We start from the raw sequence: 17,115 nt of genomic DNA on the forward strand, positions 1-17,115 counted from the left end.
CATCCATTGACGTATATCAATGTCCGACGAGATAACCGTTCAACCAGGAAAATTTACGCGATGATAATGTTCTAAAGAGAATCTAGGCAGAGTCATGACGCAGCAATTGCAAGGACGATGGACACACTGGCGCAGGCGCCTGCTCCATTCGCTGCTGCATGAGCGCGTGCCGCATGAGGACCTGGCCGGCCGAGTCGCCATGCTGGCCGCCGTGGGCACGGTGGCGATGCCGCTGTACTACCTGCTGTGGCATTACTTTTTTCCGCAAGCCTATGAAAACCTGACCCTGCGCCTGACGGGCGTGGGCATTTGCATGGCTGGCCTGTTTGCCCGCCGCTTCTCGGTCCGCTGGCTGTCGCGTTACCTGCTGTTCGCGCTCAGCTACATCCTGCCCTTCTTCTTTACTTTCATGTTTCTGATGAACCATGCGTCGTCCATCTGGAGCGAATCGCTGCTGATCGGCCTGGTCGTGCTGTTTCATTTCGAAACGAAACTGGCGTGCTGCGCCTACCTGATCGGCACCAGCGCCGCCTGCCTCGCCGTCATCCTGCAGGGGGAAGGCGGCCTCCTGCTGCAACGTGAAGTGCTGCAGCAACTGCCCGTGCACTGGTTCACCATTGCCGCGCTGTCCGTGGTGAAAGTGGGCAGCAAGGTGCTGGAACTGGAACGGCTGGCAGGCCTGGCGGCCGGGCTCGGTTCCGTGGCGCACGAGCTGCGCACGCCGCTGACCAGCGTGGAAGCCAATGTGCGAGGCATGCGCCGGCTGCTGCCGCAGCTGGCCGACCAGGCGGAGGACATGCCTCCGTTGCAGGAAGCCCTGTCGCGCATCCAGTTCGAAGTGCGCCACATGCATCACATGATCGATCTGTTCCTGATGAGCGCCAGTGCCGTGAACCGCAACCTCCAGCCTAGCCAGGCGCTATCGATGCTGGAGATGGTGAACGCCGTGCTCAAGCGCTACCCATTTACCAGCAATAGCCAGCGCAGCAGCGTCAAGGTGGACGTGCGCGCCGACTTCCAGTTCGCCGGCCAGGACGAACTGTGCGTGGTGATCCTGCTGAACCTGCTGAGAAACGCGCTGAAAGCCATCCAGCGAGCAGGCAAGGGACGCGTGCGCATCATCATCGACGGCGCCCGCCCCGTGCCCAGGCTGCTGTTCATCGACACGGGCTGCGGCATCGCGAAGAACCGCCTGCCGCTGATCTTCGAGCGTTTTTACTCCTATCCCGTCCATAACGGCAGCGGCATCGGCCTGGCCCTGTGCCGGCAGATCGTCACCGCCTGGCAGGCGCGCATCCGCTGCGTGTCGCGCGAGCACGCCTATGCGATTTTCATCCTGGAATTCCCCCAGCCCGTGCCTGCCCGCTTCCAACCCTCTTCCCCCGCAAGGTGACGCATGCAACTGCCCGTCTACACCCATCCGACCCTGACCGTATTGATCGACGACAGCGATTCCTTCCTGAAAAGCCTGGCGTTCCAGCTCGATCCCGGCCTGGCGCGCAAGACCTTCCACGACACCAGCAGCGCCCTGCACTGGTTGCGCCAGAGCGCGCAGCCGGGCGAAACGCCGCTGCACGTCAACTTCGACACGCAAAACCTGCCGCCCGACCAATGCAACGTGGCGCTCGACATCGAACGCATCTGGCGCATCAGCGGCCAGGCGCAGCGCTTTGCCGTGCCCTCCGTGCTGGTGGTCGATTATTCGATGCCGCAGATGAATGGTCTGGAATTTTGCCAGGCCGTGCGCGACTTGCCGTGCAAGAAGATTCTATTTACGGGCGCGGCCGATGAAAAAGTGGCCGTGACGGCCTTCAACCGGGGCTTGATCGACCGCTACATCAAGAAGAGCGACGACGATGCGCTCGACATCCTGGAACAGGAAATCGTTGCCCTGCAGCGCGAGTTCTTCCTGCAGCAATCGGAAACCGTGCGCGACTTGCTGATGCTGCACGACTACAGTTTCCTGCAAGACGAAGCGCTGGCCGCCGTCGTGCACGAGCTGTGCCAGCGCCATGGTTTTGTCGAATACTATATTTTCCCCAATCCCAGCGGCATCCTGTTCTTCACGCGCGAAGGCCACGCCAAGCTGATGATCATCGAGACGGAACGCAGTCTGCATACGCAGTACGAAATGGCGCGCGACAGCGACGCGCCCGAGTCACTGCTGCTGGCCCTGCTGGAAATGCGCGTGATTCCCTACTTTTCCGACGCCGACAGCGACGGCATGTACGCGGCGCAGATCGGCGAAAACTGGTTCCGCTACTGCGCCGCGCCCACCATCTGCCTGGGCCGCATGACGTATTTCTGGGCCCTGTTCGACGTGCCAGCGCACCAGCTGGGGCAGCCGGTGATGTCCTACGCGCAATTTCTGCGGGCGGGCGCAGGCGATAGCGTCAGCGCTTAAGACTAGCCTTCCCGCAAGGTCTGCAGGGGCGGATGTTTCAGCACGTTACGCAAGCCCAGCCAGCCGCCGGCAATCGCGCACAGGGCGCCAGCCAGCAAACCAAAGGCCCACACGCCGGGCGCGAAGCTCCAGGCGAACTTGAACTGATACGTGGCCAGCGCCCAGCCCATGGCGGCCGCGCCCGATGCCGCCAGCAAGCCGGCCAGGGCGCCGACGAGCGAAAACTCGATCAACTGGGCCTGCGCCAGCTGGCGCCGCGTGGCGCCCAGCGCGCGCAGCAGTCCCGCTTCGCGCGTGCGCTCGTCCTGCGAACCCATCAGGGCCGCATACAGCACCAGCAAGCCCGATGCCAGCGTGAAGGCAAACAGGAATTCGACGGCCGTGACCACCTGGTCCAGCACGCCCTGGATCTGCTTGAGCACGCCGCCCACGTCGACCACCGTCAGGTTCGGATAATCGCGCAGCAAGGCATTGCCCAGGTCCGCCTGCGCGGGCGGCAGGTGAAAGGCCGTGATCCACGTCTGCGGCGTGTCCGCCATCGCGGCCGGATTGATGATGACAAAGAAATTGACGCGCATCGAGCCCCATTCCAACTTGCGCAAGCTGGTAATGGCCGCTTCCACGGGCTGGCCGGCGATGTCGAAGCGCAGCTTGTCGCCCAGTTTCAGTTTCAATGTCTTGGCGATGCCCTCCTCCACCGATGCCTCGGCCGGCGCACCGGGCCCATTGCCGAACCACTTGCCGGCGACCAGCTTGTTTTCTTCCTGCATCGTGGCCATCGTCGACAGGTTGAATTCGCGGTCGGCCAGGCCCTTGGCCCGGTCGTCCTCGTAGGTGGTTTCCGTGATGGCGTTGCCGTTCACGGCCACCAGGCGCCCGCGTATCATCGGATACAAGGGCGCGTTGGCCACGCCGGCCTGGGCCAGGCGCGCGGCGATCGGGTCTTTCTGTTCCGGCAGGATATTGATCATGAAGCGGTTCGGCGCGTCCGGCGGCGTGGCATTGCGCCAGGCCACCATCAAGTCGCCGCGCACCACCGTCAGCAGCAGCAAGGCCATCAGGCCCAGCGCCAGCGACACCACCTGGATGACGGTGGCGCCCGGGCGGCGCTGCAGGGACGTGACAGCAAAACGCCAGCCCTGGTGATTGAAGGCGCCGCGCAGGGTTTTCAGCGACTTGATGCCCAGCCAGCCGGCCAGGCCGAACAGGGCGAAGCCGCCCAGGAAGCCGGCCGCCGTCAGCAGCGCCAGTTTCACGTCGCCCGCCTGCCACAACAGCAGCACGACGAAGGCAGCGATGCCCAGGCCGTACGTGGCCACGGCCAGCGCCTGCGGCGGCTCCTGTTCGCGGCGGATCACGCGGTTATGGGGAACATTGCGCAACTGCAAAATCGGCGGCAGGGCAAAGCCCAGCAACAACAGCATGCCGGTGGCCACGCCCTGCAGCGCGGGCAGCATCGAGACGGGCGGCAAGTCGCTCTGCACCAGTTTCCCCAACAGCTCCAGCAATACCAGGTGGCCGCCGAAGCCCACCATCACGCCGACCACGCTGCCGGCCAGGCCAACGAGCAGGAATTCGATCACGTACATGGCCGTGACCTGGTTTTGCGTCAAGCCCAGGCAGCGCAGCATGGCGCAGGCATCCAGGTGGCGCAGCATGAAGCGGCGCGCCGCCATGGCCACGGCAACGGCCGCCAGCATGGCCGACAGCAAGCCGACGAGGGACAGGAAACGGTCGGCGCGGTCCAGGGTCGACTGCATCTGCGGACTGCCCGATTCCAGCGACTCGATGCGCACGCCCTTGATGGCCTGCGTCTTGATCTGGCTTTCCAGCCAGGTTTGATATTGCGCAAGCTCGGCCGCCTTGGCGGGCGGCGCCGACAGCAGCAGCCGGTATGACACGCGCGAACCGTTCTGCACCAGCGCCGTGGCGGCAAGATCACTGAGGGGCAGCATCACGCGCGGCGCGAAATTGAGGAAGGAGGCGCCGCGGTCCGGCTCGCTGGCGATCAGTTGCGTGACCGTAAATGCCTTGTCGCCCAGGGTCAGGGTGTCGCCCAGCCTGGCGTTCAGGCTGGACAGGATGGCCGCGTCGACCCACAGGGTGCCGGGCGCCGGCACCTGGTCGGTTGGCCGTCCCACGGCATCCTGCGCCTCGCTCGGTTTGGTCGTGATTTTCAGCTTGCCCCGCTGCGGGTAGCCGGGCGAGACGGCCTTGATGGACGCCAGCTGCGACAGCGACTGTTCGCCCTCGCCCGCCTGCGCCATGCTGGGAAACGTCACCGTGTCGGCCAGGAGGAAGCCGCGCTTCTGCGCTTCCGCGCGCCATGCGGCATTGACGGGCTGGTCGGCGCTGATGACCAGGTCGGCCCCCAGCAACTGGTGCGCGTCGCGGTTCAGGCCCGCGCGCAGGCGGTCGACGAAGAAGCCCACGGCCGACAGGGCCGCCACGGCGACGATCAGCGCGACGAGCAGGAAACGCAGTTGCCCGGCGCGCCAGTCGCGGCCGGTCATTTTCAGGGAGAGGCGGAACATGGGCGGCGGGTCTTTATGAAGATGTTATTGCGCGCTGCCGTGGGCGGCCGCGTGCTGGGCGAAATACGCATCGACGGTAGCGAGGAAGGCGTCTTTCTGCGCTTGCGGCAGGAAGGCGGCGATGAAACCGTTGCGCGCCAGGCGTTGCGCGTGGGACAGGCCCAGCGGCAAGGCGTCGAAGATGGCGTCGAAATTGTCGTTCATGTAGCCGCCGAAATACGCGGGATCGTCCGAGTTCACCGTCACCAGCAGGCCGGCGTCGAGCAGTTGCACCAGGTTGTGGTCATGCATCTGGTCGAACACGCGCAGCTTGGTGTTCGACAGCGGGCAGACCGTCAAGGCGACCTGTTCGCGCGCCAGGCGGGCCGTCAGTTCCGCGTCTTCCAGGCAGCGCACGCCATGGTCGATGCGTTCGACCTGCAAGTCGTCGAGTGCCGTGCGGATGTAGGCTGGCGGACCTTCCTCGCCAGCGTGGGCCACCAGGTGCAGGCCCAGCTCGCGGCAACGGGCAAACACGCGCGAGAATTTCTCGGGCGGGTTGCCCACTTCCGACGAGTCGAGACCGATGCCGATGAATTTGTCGCGGTGCGGCAGCGCGTCTTCCAGGGTCTCGAACGCTTCTTCCTCGCTCAGGTGGCGCAGGAAGCACAGGATCAGGGCCGCGCTGACGGGACTGTCCTGGCAGGCGCGGTGGATGCCGTTGATCACGTCGGCCATGGCCACGCCGCGCGCCGTGTGCGTTTGCGGGTCGAAGAAGATTTCCGTGTGCAGCACGTTATCGGCTTCGGCGCGGCGCAGGTAGGCTTGCGTCATGTCATAGAAATCCTGCTCTTTCAAGAGCACGCTTGCGCCAGCGTAATAAATGTCGAGAAAAGACTGCAAATCCGTAAAAGCATAGGCGCTGCGCAAGTGTTCCACCGATTCATAGCCCAGCGGCACGCCATTGCGCTCTGCCAGTGCGAAAATCAGTTCTGGCTCCAGCGAGCCTTCGATATGGATATGCAGTTCGGCCTTCGGCATGCCGCGGACGATCGCGCGCAATTGGGGGTTCATCATGGGTGTTCCTTATAGGGTGACGATAAAAATGCTGGCTCGCACGCGCCGGGCGCGGCGCGGAAGACGCACGCGCGGCGCGCAGGGCCATCAGACATGCAGGCATCTTAGCGCAAGATGGCCAGCCTCACCGGCGCCCGGCCGCCATGGCGCAGGCCGCGGCAGCGCCATGGCCGGCTCCGGCACGCGCTGGCGAATTGTCGTATGATGATTTAAAAGGTACAAAAAGGTTCATTGAAATTGATGGAAAATCTGATGATTTATCCAATTAAATCAACAATTTACAAACAAGTATTAAGGATATGCTGACATATCTTTTGACTTCCTGATCCTTTAGAGCAATAATAAATTTCATGGGGTAAAGGTAGGTGCAACAAGCGCTATCAACAGTGAAAAAAAAGCCGGCTGGCTACGTCAGCACACGGCATCAAGCGCCAGTTTTTTGGTCCGGGCAATCCGGACTCGCAAAGACAGCCGGGCTTGAAACAACAATAAAAATCGATACGGGGTACAGGAAAAGTTCAGACGGCAAGCCCAGGCGAGTGCCAGGCGGGCGGCCATGGTGACTGGCAGTACAGGTTTACATTAAAGGACATTGACATGACCATTTTTGATAACTATGCAGCACGCTACGAGCGCACCCGCGAAGAGGAAATGTCGCTCACCGAATACCTGGCCCTGTGCAAGAAGGACAAGCTGACCTATGCCAGCGCGCCCGAACGCATGCTGGCCGCCATCGGCGAGCCGCAACTGGTCGACACGCGCAACGACACGCGATTGTCGCGCATCTTCGCCAACAAGATCATCAAGATCTATCCCGCCTTCCGCGAGTTCTACGGCACCGAGGAAGTCATCGAGCAAGTCGTCTCGTATTTCCGCCACGCGGCGCAAGGCCTGGAAGAACGCAAGCAGATCCTGTATCTGCTGGGGCCCGTCGGCGGCGGCAAATCGTCCATCGCGGAAAAGCTCAAGTCGCTGATGGAGCATGTGCCCTTCTATTGCCTGAAAGGCTCGCCCGTCAACGAATCGCCGCTGGGCCTGTTCAACGAGGAAGAAGACGGCACCATCCTGGAAGAGGATTACGGCATCCCGCGCCGCTACCTGCGCAACATCCCCAGCCCGTGGGCCGTGAAGCGCCTGCATGAATACAATGGCGATATCAACCAGTTCCGCGTCGTCAAGCGCTACCCGTCCGTGCTGAAACAGATCGCCATCTCGAAGACGGAGCCGGGCGATGAAAACAACCAGGATATTTCTTCGCTGGTGGGCAAGGTCGACATCCGCAAGCTGGAAGACTATGCGCAGGACGACCCGGACGCCTACAGCTATTCGGGCGGCCTGTGCCTGGCCAACCAGGGCTTGATGGAATTCGTGGAAATGTTCAAGGCGCCCATCAAGGTCTTGCATCCGCTGCTGACGGCCACGCAGGAAGGCAACTACAAGGGCACGGAAGGCTTCGGCGCGATTCCGTTCGACGGCATCATCCTGGCCCACTCGAACGAGTCGGAATGGAAGACCTTCAAGAACAACCGCAACAACGAGGCGTTTCTTGACCGTATCTATATAGTCAAGGTGCCGTATTGCCTGCGCGTCTCCGATGAAATCAAGATCTACGACAAACTGGTGGCCAATTCCTCGCTGGTCAAGGCCCCATGCGCGCCCGGCACCCTGCGCATGATGGCGCAGTTCGCCATCCTGTCGCGCCTGAAGGACCCGGAAAACTCCAGCATCTTTTCGAAGATGCTCGTCTACGATGGCGAGAACCTCAAGGATACGGATCCGAAAGCCAAGTCCATGCATGAATACGTCGATTACGCGGGCGTGGATGAAGGCATGAACGGCTTGTCGACGCGCTTTGCCTTCAAGATCCTGTCGAAAGTGTTCAACTTTGACAATTCCGAAGTGGCCGCCAATCCCGTGCATCTATTATATGTACTGGAACAGCAAGTCGAGCGCGAGCAGTTCGCGCCGGAACTCGAGCAGCGCTACTTCTCCTATATCAAGGAGCACCTGGCGCAGCGCTATGTGGAATTCATCGGCAAGGAGATCCAGACGGCTTACCTGGAAAGCTATTCGGAATACGGACAGAACATCTTCGACCGCTATGTGACGTTTGCCGATTTCTGGATACAGGACCAGGAATACCGCGATCCGGACACGGGCGAAAGTTTCGACCGCGAATCGCTGAACAATGAACTGGAAAAGATCGAGAAGCCGGCGGGCATTTCCAATCCGAAGGATTTCCGCAATGAAATCGTGAACTTCGGCTTGCGCGCGCGGGCCTCGAACGGCGGCAAGAATCCCGCCTGGACCAGTTATGAAAAGTTCCGCACCGTGATTGAAAAGAAAATGTTTTCGAATACGGAGGAATTGCTGCCCGTGATTTCCTTCAATGCCAAGGCCAGCGCCGACGATGCCAACAAGCACGCCGACTTCGTGGCCCGCATGGTGGAAAAAGGCTATACGGCCAAGCAGGTACGCCTGTTATGCGAATGGTACTTGCGCGTACGCAAGTCGTCATAGCGCGGACAGCGAAGGCGCGCTCCCGCCCGATGGATGGCGGGGCGCGCGAGACGAGAGGCAAGGAGGCACCCTTTGACATATCTCATCGACAGGCGCTTGCAAAGCAAGAATAAATCCGCCGTCAACCGCGAGCGTTTCCTGCGGCGTTACAAGGGCCAGATCAAGGATGCCGTGGGGCGTGCCATCAAGGGACGCTCGATCACGGACGTCGAGAATGGCGAGAAGGTCAGCATCCCCGTCAAGGACGTGGGCGAACCATCGTTCGGCCACGCGCATGGCGGCGTATGGGAAGTGGTCAATCCCGGCAACAAGGAATACCTGAAAGGCGACCAGATCGCCCGGCCGAAAGGCGGCGGTGGCGGCGGGCGGGGCAAGGCGGGCAATAGCGACGAGACGACGGAAGACGATTTCATCTTTGAATTGTCGCGCGAAGAATTCATGAATTATTTCTTCGAGGACTTGGAATTGCCGCACATGGTGAAAACCCAGCTGACGGCCACCACGGAATTCAAGAACCAGCGCGCCGGCTACAATATGTCGGGCACGCCATCGAACATCCATGTGCTGCGTTCCTTGCGCGGCGCGCTGGGGCGGCGCATCGCCGTCGGCGGCGGCGCCCGCAAGCAGCTGGCGCAGGCCGAGGAAGACCTGGCCGAACTGCTGCACGAAGGCGCGCCCGACAGCGACCCGCTGGTGACGGAACTGCGCCGCCTGATCCACCACCTGCACACGCGCCTGCTGGCCATTCCCTTCATCGACCCGTTCGACTTGCGCTACAGCAACCGCGTCAAGGTGCCCAAGCCGATGACGCAAGCCGTCATGTTCTGCATCATGGACGTGTCCGGCTCCATGGACGAGTCGCGCAAGGACACGGCCAAGCGCTTCTTCATCCTGTTATATCTGTTCCTCAAGCGCGTCTACGACAAGATCGAAGTCGTCTTCATCCGTCACCATACGGCGGCGGCCGAAGTGGACGAGCATGAATTCTTCAATTCGCGCGAGTCGGGCGGCACCGTCGTATCCTCCGCCCTGCACTTGCTCAACACCATCATCGACGAGCGCTATGGCGCCGGGCAATGGAACAGCTATGTGGCGCAGGCGTCCGACGGCGACAACTGGGACAACGATTCCGTGCTGTGCCGCCAGTTGCTGATCAACACCATCATGCCCAAGGTGCAGTACTACACCTATGTCGAGATCACGGATGGCCCGCAGCAAAACCTGTGGGAGCAATACGCAGGCGTGCTCGACCATCACGCCCATTTCGCCATGCAAAAGATCGTCACGCCGGCCGATATCTACCCGGTCTTCCGCGAACTGTTCAAGAAACAGGTGAAATGATGAGTGCAGCCTTTGACCGCGCCAGCAACACCCCGGGCGAACCGTTCGTGCGCCTGCGCCACCCGAACGCCCTGCCCGAGCAGTCGGAATGGACGTTCGAGCTGATCGAGCAAATCCACGAGGAAATCCGCCGCGTAGCGAAACAGTTTGGCCTCGACACCTATCCGAACCAGCTGGAAATCATCACGGCCGAACAGATGATGGATGCCTATACCTCCGTGGGCATGCCCGTCTCCTACAACCACTGGTCTTTCGGCAAGCACTTTCTGTCTACCGAGAAAAGCTACAAGCGCGGCCAGATGGGCCTGGCCTACGAGATCGTCATCAACTCCAACCCCTGCATCGCCTATCTCATGGAGGAAAACAGCCTGACCATGCAGTCGCTGGTGATCGCGCATGCGGCCTACGGCCACAATTCCTTCTTCAAGGGCAATTACCTGTTCCGCGCATGGACGGATGCGGACGCCATCATCGACTATATGGTGTTTGCCAAGAATTACATCGCCGAATGCGAACAGCGCCATGGCGTCGATGCCGTGGAATTGCTGCTCGACTCGTGCCACGCCATCCAGAACTATGGCGTGGACCGCTACAAGCGCCCGGCGAAACTGTCGATGGCGAAGGAATATGCGCGCCAGAAAGAGCGCGAAGCCTATGTGCAGTCGCAGATCAACCAGCTATGGCGTACCCTGCCCCGGCGCGAGGATGACGAGGACGAGGAAGACCAGCGCAAGGCCGCCCTCCGCTTTCCGCCCGAACCCGAGGAAAACCTGCTGTACTTTATAGAGAAGTACGCGCCGCTGCTGGAACCATGGCAGCGCGAGATGGTGCGCATCGTGCGCAAGATTTCCCAGTACTTCTACCCGCAACGGCAAACCCAGGTCATGAACGAGGGCTGGGCCACCTTCTGGCATTACACGATATTGAACCAGCTGTATGACGAAGGCGTGGTGGGTGACGGCTTCATGATGGAATTCCTGAAAAGCCATACCAATGTGGTCTACCAGCCGCCCATCGACAGCCCGTATTACAGCGGCATCAACCCGTATGCGCTGGGATTTGCCATGATGAGCGACATCCGCCGCATCTGCGAGCACCCGACGGACGAAGACCGCGCCTGGTTTCCCGACATGGCCGGCAGCGACTGGCGCAAGAGCCTGGACTTTGCCATGCGCAATTTCAAGGATGAAAGCTTCATTGCCCAGTATTTGTCGCCGCGACTGATCCGCGAATTCCACTTCTTTGCCGTGCTTGACGACGACAAGAATGAAAAACTGGCCATTTCCGCCATCCATGACGATGCCGGCTACCGCTACGTGCGCCAGCAGCTGGCCGAGCAGTACAACCTGGGCAACCGCGAGCCGAACATCCAGGTGTGGTCCGTGAATACGCGCGACGACCGCGCCTTGACCCTGCGCCACACGCAATTCCAGCGCCGCCCGCTGAACCAGCAGGCAGCCGAGGTGCTCAAGCATGTGGCGCGGCTGTGGGGCTTCGATGTGCACCTCGATACGGTCGATCCCCAGGGCGTGGTCCTGGGCACCCTGAATTGCCGGCGCGAGAAGCGCAACCGGCGCGATGACCCGGTTGTCCGGCCATGAAATGCTTTGTTGATAATAATCAATAGCAAGAATATAAGCGCTTCCTATGCCCGTATAGGAATTCAGTATGGCCTGACGGCCTCAAATAGGCCTCCAGGAGCGCCTTTTTTGACCTGGGTGAAGTGCGTTCCGCACCCGTTTGGTGCGCACCGAAGGCTAAGTGGTCTGGTTCAGAGCCAAAACATTTCCATAAAGAAAGATTTTTCTCCAAATTTAGCAGTTTCCATATTGGATATCACGAAATATAATTCCGCCATATAGGCACATCGGAGAACTTAGCAGCGGTCGTCCAAAACGGCTGTAAAAAACCGATAAGACCGCCTTTTTTTCTGTCCGAAAGCGTGCAAAGATGACATAAGCAAGTACGTTTTCAGGGCGCAAAAGCGCCAAAAATTTAACCGGTTTTAGGCGTTAAAAATCTGTGTAAAATAAAGAATTCGTATGTATAATTCGGCGACGTCCCGGATACGGCTGGAGCTTTGTGTCGTCATTTTGGGGTTCAGTTGCAAGACAAGAGATGGTATTTGGAGAAAGCAGGCATGAATTTTTCGAACGAGAAAAGTCCCAAGAACTACACAGGCATAACTGTCGTTGTCCTGCTGCACGTTCTCGCGGCTTACGGGATCGCGACGGGCTTGGGCAAGCGGTTAGTTACCAAAATGATGGAACCGGTTGAAACCAAGATTATCGAGGAAGTCAAACCGCCTCCACCGAAGGATCTTCCACCGCCACCACCGCCGCCAGAAATGAAGGCGCCACCGCCGCCATTCATTCCGCCAGTCGAGGTGAACGTGCAGCAGCCGCCGCCACAACAGAACGTGATTGCAAATACGACTGCTGTGAAGCCAGCCACGAATGTATTGGCACCGCCAGCACCGCCTGCACAGCCTGCGCCAACTCCTGGACCAGCCAAATCGGTGCGTACGCCGGCCGTGGTTGACTTCAGTGTCTGCGAAAAACCGGCTTATCCAAAGTCGTCGCAGCGCAATGAGGAAACCGGTGTGGTGACACTGTCGTTCCTGATCGGTGTAGACGGCAAGGTCGCTGATTCGAAGATCGTGAAGTCCAGCGGCTTCAGAGACCTGGACAAAGCCGCGGTGCAAGGTATTAGCCGCTGTACATTTAAGCCGGCAACAGTTGACGGCAAGCCGGAACAAGGCTGGCAGCAAATGCAATACGTTTGGTCGCTGGATTAAAACCCGAGACAGTTATCCCCTGTCTCACACTATGATTTCGTTGTCATTACGTTCAGCGATCTGTTATTTTTAATTTTGGAGGAAGCATGTTTAAGAATACCCGTTTGTCCGCATTTTTTGCCGCGGTTCTGTTGTCCGTTACCGCTACTACCGCTCTGGTAGCAGCTCCGGCATTCGCTGACGCGCCAGCATCGGCTGCCGCTTCGGCTCCTGCGGCAGACGCTGCACCAGCACCAGTTGCCGCAGATGCAGCCGCTCCAGCAGCAGACGCAGCAGCAACTCCAGCCGCTGATGCAGCAGCTCCAGCCAAAACCGAAGAAGTGCACAACCCGTTCGGCCTGTCCGCAGTATGGGACGGCGGCTTCGTGCCACGCGCTACCCTGATCATCCTGTCCATCATGTCGATCGGCAGCTGGTACATCATCATCACCAAACTGCTGGATCAAATGAAGATCTTCAAGCAAGCCAAAGAAGCCGCTTCCAAATTCTGGAAAGCTCCTTCGATCGCTGCTGGTTCGGCAACCCTGAGCGAAGGCTCGCCATTCCGCTTCATCGCTGAATCGGGCACCAAGGCAACCGCACACCATGACGGCGCCCTGCTGGAACAAATCGACCTGTCGACCTGGGTGACGATGTCGATCCAGCGCGCTTCGGACAAAGTCCAATCGCGTCTGCAAGATGGCCTGTCGTTCCTGGCAACCGTTGGTTCGACCGCACCGTTTATCGGTCTGTTCGGTACCGTTTGGGGTATTTACGGCGCGCTGACCGCTATCGGCATGACCGGTAACGCATCGATCGACAAAGTTGCAGGTCCAGTTGGTGAAGCACTGATCATGACCGCTTTCGGTCTGCTGGTCGCCGTTCCTGCCGTTCTGGGTTACAACTGGCTGGTTCGTCGTAACAAATCCGCAATGGAAGACATCCGCTCGTTCAGCGCCGACGTTCACTCGGTTCTGGTTTCCGGCGTAATGTCGACCAGCGAAGCTGGCCGTGCTGCCGGCGCTAAAAAGATCGGATAAGAATCATGTCGATGTCCGTCGGCTCCGACAGCGGAGATGAAGATCAAGTAATGTCAGAAATCAACACGACGCCGCTCGTCGACATCATGTTGGTTTTGCTGATCATTTTCTTGATCACCAGTCCGGTTGTCCTCAAATTGCAGAAAATCGATCTGCCGATCGAGGCCAACCAAGCCCTTCAAAGCAAGCCAGAAAACGTCAACATCGTTGTTAACAAGGACGGTGAGATTTACCTGGGCCAGACCAGACTGAAAGACACGAACGAATTGTTCGATTATCTTAAAGTTGAAGCAGTGAAAGTACCGCAGCCGGAAGTACACGTTCGTGGCGACCAAGAAACACGCTACGAATCGATCGGCCGGGTTATTTACACGACCCAACGTGCCGGGATCCAGAAGGTCGGCTTCATCACCGAACCACCTGACAAGGGCTGATAGCGACTGGCGGCGGCGTCCCGGCAACATGGGGATGCCACCGCCAGAAGCTGACCGGGCGGCAGTTTCGCCCGGTGCTTCGTTGGACTTCTTAAAGGAAACACTATGAGTATGAATGTCGGTTCGGGAAGCGCAGCAGGCGCGGATCCGGAACCAATGATGGAACTGAACATGACGCCCCTCATCGACGTGATGCTGGTGCTGATTATCATGTTGATCATCACGATTCCTAAGCAAAACCACTCGGTGAACTTGAACATGCCGGTCGGCACCCCGCCGCCACCGACAACCGAACCAGTGGTCGTCACGATCGATGTCGATTTTGACGGTACGATCTTGTGGGACAATCAGGTCATTCCTGACCGCGCTTCGCTGGAAGCCAAGCTGAGCAACGTTGCTGCGCAAGCAGACCAGCCGGAAGTGCATCTGCGTCCGAACAAGCTGGTGGAGTACAAAGTCGTCGCCGGTGTGATGGCGTCGGCGCAGCGTCTGGGCGTGACCAAAATCGGTCTGGTCGGCAACGAGCAATTCCAGTAAGCTGCAGCAATCAGGTTCTCTTTACATCCGAATAGGCAGGACTTCCTGCCTATTCGCTTTTTACTGAAAGACTTTCTTATGTCCAAGTTTCGTCTCGCTCATCTCGGCCTCGTCATGGCCGCTATCGGTTTTACCGCAGCAACTCCCGTAATCGGCTTGGGCTCGCTGGCATACGCCGCGGACACCGTGCGTGCCGAAGTGGGCAAGCCACTGCAAGAAGCGCAAAAACTCGCTAGCAGCGGCAAAAACAAGGAAGCGCTGGCCAAGCTGCGCGAAGCTGACAGCGTCGGCGGCAAGACCGCCTTTGAAAGCTACCAGATCGAACGCGTGCGCGCTTCGGCCGCTGCCGCCGCCGGCGACAACGGCACCGCCATCAAGGCCTTTGAAGCCGTCATCAATTCCGGCCGCCTGAGCGCCGCCGAAGCCCCGAAATTCACGCAAGCCCTGGCCGGCATGTACTACCGCGCCAAGGACTGGCCGAACACCATCACCTGGATCAAGCGCTCGCTGAAAGACCGCGACGATGCCCAGATGCGCGAACTGCTGATCCAGACCTACTACGTCAGCGGCAACTACGCCGAAGCGGCAAAAGAGCTGCAATCGCGCGGCGGCAACTCGGAAGCAAGCCTGCAAATGCTGGCCAACATCCAGTTGAAGCAAAACGACAAGGGCGGCTACGTCGCCACCCTGGAAAAACTGGCATCGAGCTATCCGAAAACCAGCTACTGGGCTGACCTGCTGAACCGCGTTTCGGGCAAGCCTGGCTTCTCGCAACGCCTGGCCCTGGACGTCCAGCGCCTGCGCCTGGCCAACGGCCTGTTCAGCAAACCTTCCGAATACATGGAAATCAGCCAGCTGGCCCTGCAAGCAGGCAATCCTGGCGAAGCGCTGAGCATCATCGAGCAAGGCTACAAAAAAGGCGTACTCGGTACCGGCGCCGATGCGCCACGTCACCAGCGCCTGAAAGACCTGGCCCTGAAAACCCAGGCCGAGCTGAAAGCCAACGCCGCCAAGTCGGAAGCGGAATACGTCAAGAACAAGGATGCCGACAGCTTGAGCAAGCTGGGCTTCGCCCTGGTCTACGACGGCCAGGCCGACAAGGGCCTGGGCTTGATGAACGATGCCGTGAAAATGGGCACCGCCAAGTATGCGGAAGAAGCCAAGCTGCATCTGGGCATCGCTTACATTCACGCCGGCAAGAAGTCCAATGCCTCGACAGCACTCAAAGCCGTCAAGGGCACGGATGGCGCGGCTGACCTGGCCCGCTACTGGACGTTGATGAATAAATAAGACAACATCCTCCGGGAGTTGCAGGCAGCTAGTCGAGTGCCACCCAAAAGCGTTGCCAGCACACCCGCCGGCAACGCTTTTTGTTATTTCAGCAGTGAAATTCGCCCTGTGCCCGCCCTGCCGGGTGTGCATCCCTGAAACAGTCCGTATAATCCCCCTTTTGGCACAGTTTTTCATCAGATTCCTATGAAGGTATTCCGCGGACTTCCCAATGCCCAGGCACGAGCGCCTTGCGCTCTGACCATCGGCAATTTTGACGGTGTCCACATCGGCCATCAGGCCTTGCTGGCGCGCGTGCGCGGCGCCGCGACCGAACTCGGCATTGAAGCGGCCGTGATGACGTTCGAGCCGCACCCGCGCGAATTCTTCGCGCAGCGCGCGGGCGACCTGTCCAAAGCCCCGCAGCGCATCGCCAACTTGCGCGACAAGCTGCAATCGCTGGACGACGCCGGCATCGACCGTGTCGTCGTCGAGCACTTCAGCGCCCAGTTCGCCGCCTTGACGCCGCAGGAATTCACGGAAAAAGTCCTCGTCGACGGCTTGCACGTGAAATGGCTGATGGTCGGCGACGACTTCTGCTATGGCGCCCGGCGCGCCGGCGACGTGGCCATGCTGCAGGAAGCGGGCCGCCAATATGGCTTCCATGTAGAAACATTGCCTACCGTGATGAGCGGCAGCACGCGCATCTCGTCCTCGGCCGTGCGCCTGGCGCTGGCGGCCGGCGATTTCCCGCTGGCGACGCAGTTGCTGGGCCATCCGTACGCCATTTCCGGCCACGTCATCCACGGCCAGAAGCTGGGCCGTACCCTCGGCTTTCCCACCCTGAACCTGCGCGTGGCGCACCGCCCCGCCCTGTCCGGCATCTTCATCGTGCAAGTACATGGCCTGGGACCAGTGCCGCTGCCGGCCGTGGCCAGCCTCGGCGTGCGTCCCACCGTCGATGACAGCGGCCGCGTCTTGCTGGAAGTGCATCTGTTTGATTTCGCCCAGTCCTGCTACGGCAAGCTGGTGCGCGTGGAATTCCTGGAAAAACTGCGCGACGAAGAGAAGTACGACGATTTGCCCACCCTGACGGCCGCCATCGAGCGCGACTCGAATCAGGCGCGCGCGTATTTTGAGCAGCGCAGCGGCGCCATTACCGCCACCGACCGAATTTGACGCCGGCCAACTCCACCGCCTGGCG

13 protein-coding genes are annotated in these 17,115 nt (G+C 59.9%); 11 read left to right on the top strand and 2 right to left on the bottom strand.

Annotated elements, in window-relative coordinates; translation table 11 throughout:
• Positions 1 to 94: 94 nt before the first annotated feature.
• A complete protein-coding gene (locus tag CSQ92_RS15015; protein WP_099394462.1) occupies positions 95 to 1,393 on the top strand; it encodes a sensor histidine kinase in 1,299 nt (432 codons plus the stop codon).
• 3 nt (positions 1,394 to 1,396) lie between these two features.
• Entirely contained in the window at positions 1,397 to 2,404 is a 1,008-nt protein-coding gene (locus CSQ92_RS15020; protein WP_070253702.1) for a response regulator, read from the top strand.
• 2 nt (positions 2,405 to 2,406) lie between these two features.
• Here CSQ92_RS15020 and CSQ92_RS15025 read toward each other — a convergent pair whose 3' ends face one another.
• The gene (locus CSQ92_RS15025) at positions 2,407 to 4,938 is read right to left on the bottom strand and encodes an ABC transporter permease (RefSeq protein WP_099394463.1); all 2,532 of its coding nucleotides are present in this window, start codon (positions 4,936 to 4,938) and stop codon (positions 2,407 to 2,409) included.
• A gap of 24 nt (positions 4,939 to 4,962) precedes the next feature.
• The gene (locus tag CSQ92_RS15030; RefSeq protein ID WP_070281320.1) at positions 4,963 to 5,994 is read right to left on the bottom strand and encodes an adenosine deaminase; all 1,032 of its coding nucleotides are present in this window, start codon (positions 5,992 to 5,994) and stop codon (positions 4,963 to 4,965) included.
• Between the two features lie 597 nt (positions 5,995 to 6,591).
• Between CSQ92_RS15030 and CSQ92_RS15035 the strand changes: the two genes are divergently transcribed.
• From CSQ92_RS15035 to CSQ92_RS15075, 9 genes are all read left to right on the top strand, one after another.
• Positions 6,592 to 8,514 carry a PrkA family serine protein kinase gene (locus CSQ92_RS15035; protein WP_034785249.1) on the top strand — a complete coding sequence of 641 codons (1,923 nt, stop codon included), beginning with the start codon at positions 6,592 to 6,594 and terminating at the stop codon, positions 8,512 to 8,514.
• 72 nt (positions 8,515 to 8,586) lie between these two features.
• Positions 8,587 to 9,855, top strand: coding sequence for a YeaH/YhbH family protein (locus CSQ92_RS15040; RefSeq protein ID WP_034785247.1), 1,269 nt, complete (start codon positions 8,587 to 8,589; stop codon positions 9,853 to 9,855).
• Complete coding sequence (locus CSQ92_RS15045; protein ID WP_099394727.1) at positions 9,855 to 11,456, top strand: SpoVR family protein; 1,602 nt, start codon at positions 9,855 to 9,857, stop codon at positions 11,454 to 11,456. The genes CSQ92_RS15040 and CSQ92_RS15045 overlap by 1 nt, the downstream gene beginning before the upstream one ends.
• 539 nt (positions 11,457 to 11,995) lie before the next feature.
• Positions 11,996 to 12,652, top strand: coding sequence for an energy transducer TonB (locus CSQ92_RS15050; RefSeq protein ID WP_034785244.1), 657 nt, complete (start codon positions 11,996 to 11,998; stop codon positions 12,650 to 12,652).
• 86 nt (positions 12,653 to 12,738) lie between these two features.
• Positions 12,739 to 13,671, top strand: a complete 933-nt coding sequence (locus CSQ92_RS15055) for a MotA/TolQ/ExbB proton channel family protein (protein ID WP_162835768.1) — start codon at positions 12,739 to 12,741, stop codon at positions 13,669 to 13,671.
• 5 nt (positions 13,672 to 13,676) lie between these two features.
• Positions 13,677 to 14,105: an ExbD/TolR family protein gene (locus CSQ92_RS15060; RefSeq protein ID WP_034785240.1), complete on the top strand. Its 429-nt coding sequence runs from the start codon at positions 13,677 to 13,679 to the stop codon at positions 14,103 to 14,105.
• Positions 14,106 to 14,210: 105 nt separating this feature from the next.
• Positions 14,211 to 14,642, top strand: a complete 432-nt coding sequence (locus CSQ92_RS15065) for an ExbD/TolR family protein (RefSeq protein ID WP_177886013.1) — start codon at positions 14,211 to 14,213, stop codon at positions 14,640 to 14,642.
• 78 nt (positions 14,643 to 14,720) lie between these two features.
• Positions 14,721 to 15,932: a hypothetical protein gene (locus CSQ92_RS15070; protein ID WP_034785237.1), complete on the top strand. Its 1,212-nt coding sequence runs from the start codon at positions 14,721 to 14,723 to the stop codon at positions 15,930 to 15,932.
• 186 nt (positions 15,933 to 16,118) lie between these two features.
• Complete coding sequence (locus tag CSQ92_RS15075; protein ID WP_034785236.1) at positions 16,119 to 17,090, top strand: bifunctional riboflavin kinase/FAD synthetase; 972 nt, start codon at positions 16,119 to 16,121, stop codon at positions 17,088 to 17,090.
• Positions 17,091 to 17,115: the final 25 nt, after the last annotated feature.

The organism is Janthinobacterium sp. BJB446, from assembly GCF_002735655.1.
Classification (GTDB): domain Bacteria; phylum Pseudomonadota; class Gammaproteobacteria; order Burkholderiales; family Burkholderiaceae_D; genus Janthinobacterium; species Janthinobacterium lividum.

Coding starts and splice junctions, on each gene's coding strand:
- CSQ92_RS15015 (WP_099394462.1), top strand. CDS start 95: ATGACGCAGCAATTGCAAGGACGATGGACACACTGGCGCAGGCGCCTG.
- CSQ92_RS15020 (WP_070253702.1), top strand. CDS start 1,397: ATGCAACTGCCCGTCTACACCCATCCGACCCTGACCGTATTGATCGAC.
- CSQ92_RS15025 (WP_099394463.1), bottom strand. CDS start 4,938: ATGTTCCGCCTCTCCCTGAAAATGACCGGCCGCGACTGGCGCGCCGGG.
- CSQ92_RS15030 (WP_070281320.1), bottom strand. CDS start 5,994: ATGATGAACCCCCAATTGCGCGCGATCGTCCGCGGCATGCCGAAGGCC.
- CSQ92_RS15035 (WP_034785249.1), top strand. CDS start 6,592: ATGACCATTTTTGATAACTATGCAGCACGCTACGAGCGCACCCGCGAA.
- CSQ92_RS15045 (WP_099394727.1), top strand. CDS start 9,855: ATGAGTGCAGCCTTTGACCGCGCCAGCAACACCCCGGGCGAACCGTTC.
- CSQ92_RS15050 (WP_034785244.1), top strand. CDS start 11,996: ATGAATTTTTCGAACGAGAAAAGTCCCAAGAACTACACAGGCATAACT.
- CSQ92_RS15055 (WP_162835768.1), top strand. CDS start 12,739: ATGTTTAAGAATACCCGTTTGTCCGCATTTTTTGCCGCGGTTCTGTTG.
- CSQ92_RS15060 (WP_034785240.1), top strand. CDS start 13,677: ATGTCGATGTCCGTCGGCTCCGACAGCGGAGATGAAGATCAAGTAATG.
- CSQ92_RS15065 (WP_177886013.1), top strand. CDS start 14,211: ATGAGTATGAATGTCGGTTCGGGAAGCGCAGCAGGCGCGGATCCGGAA.
- CSQ92_RS15070 (WP_034785237.1), top strand. CDS start 14,721: ATGTCCAAGTTTCGTCTCGCTCATCTCGGCCTCGTCATGGCCGCTATC.
- CSQ92_RS15075 (WP_034785236.1), top strand. CDS start 16,119: ATGAAGGTATTCCGCGGACTTCCCAATGCCCAGGCACGAGCGCCTTGC.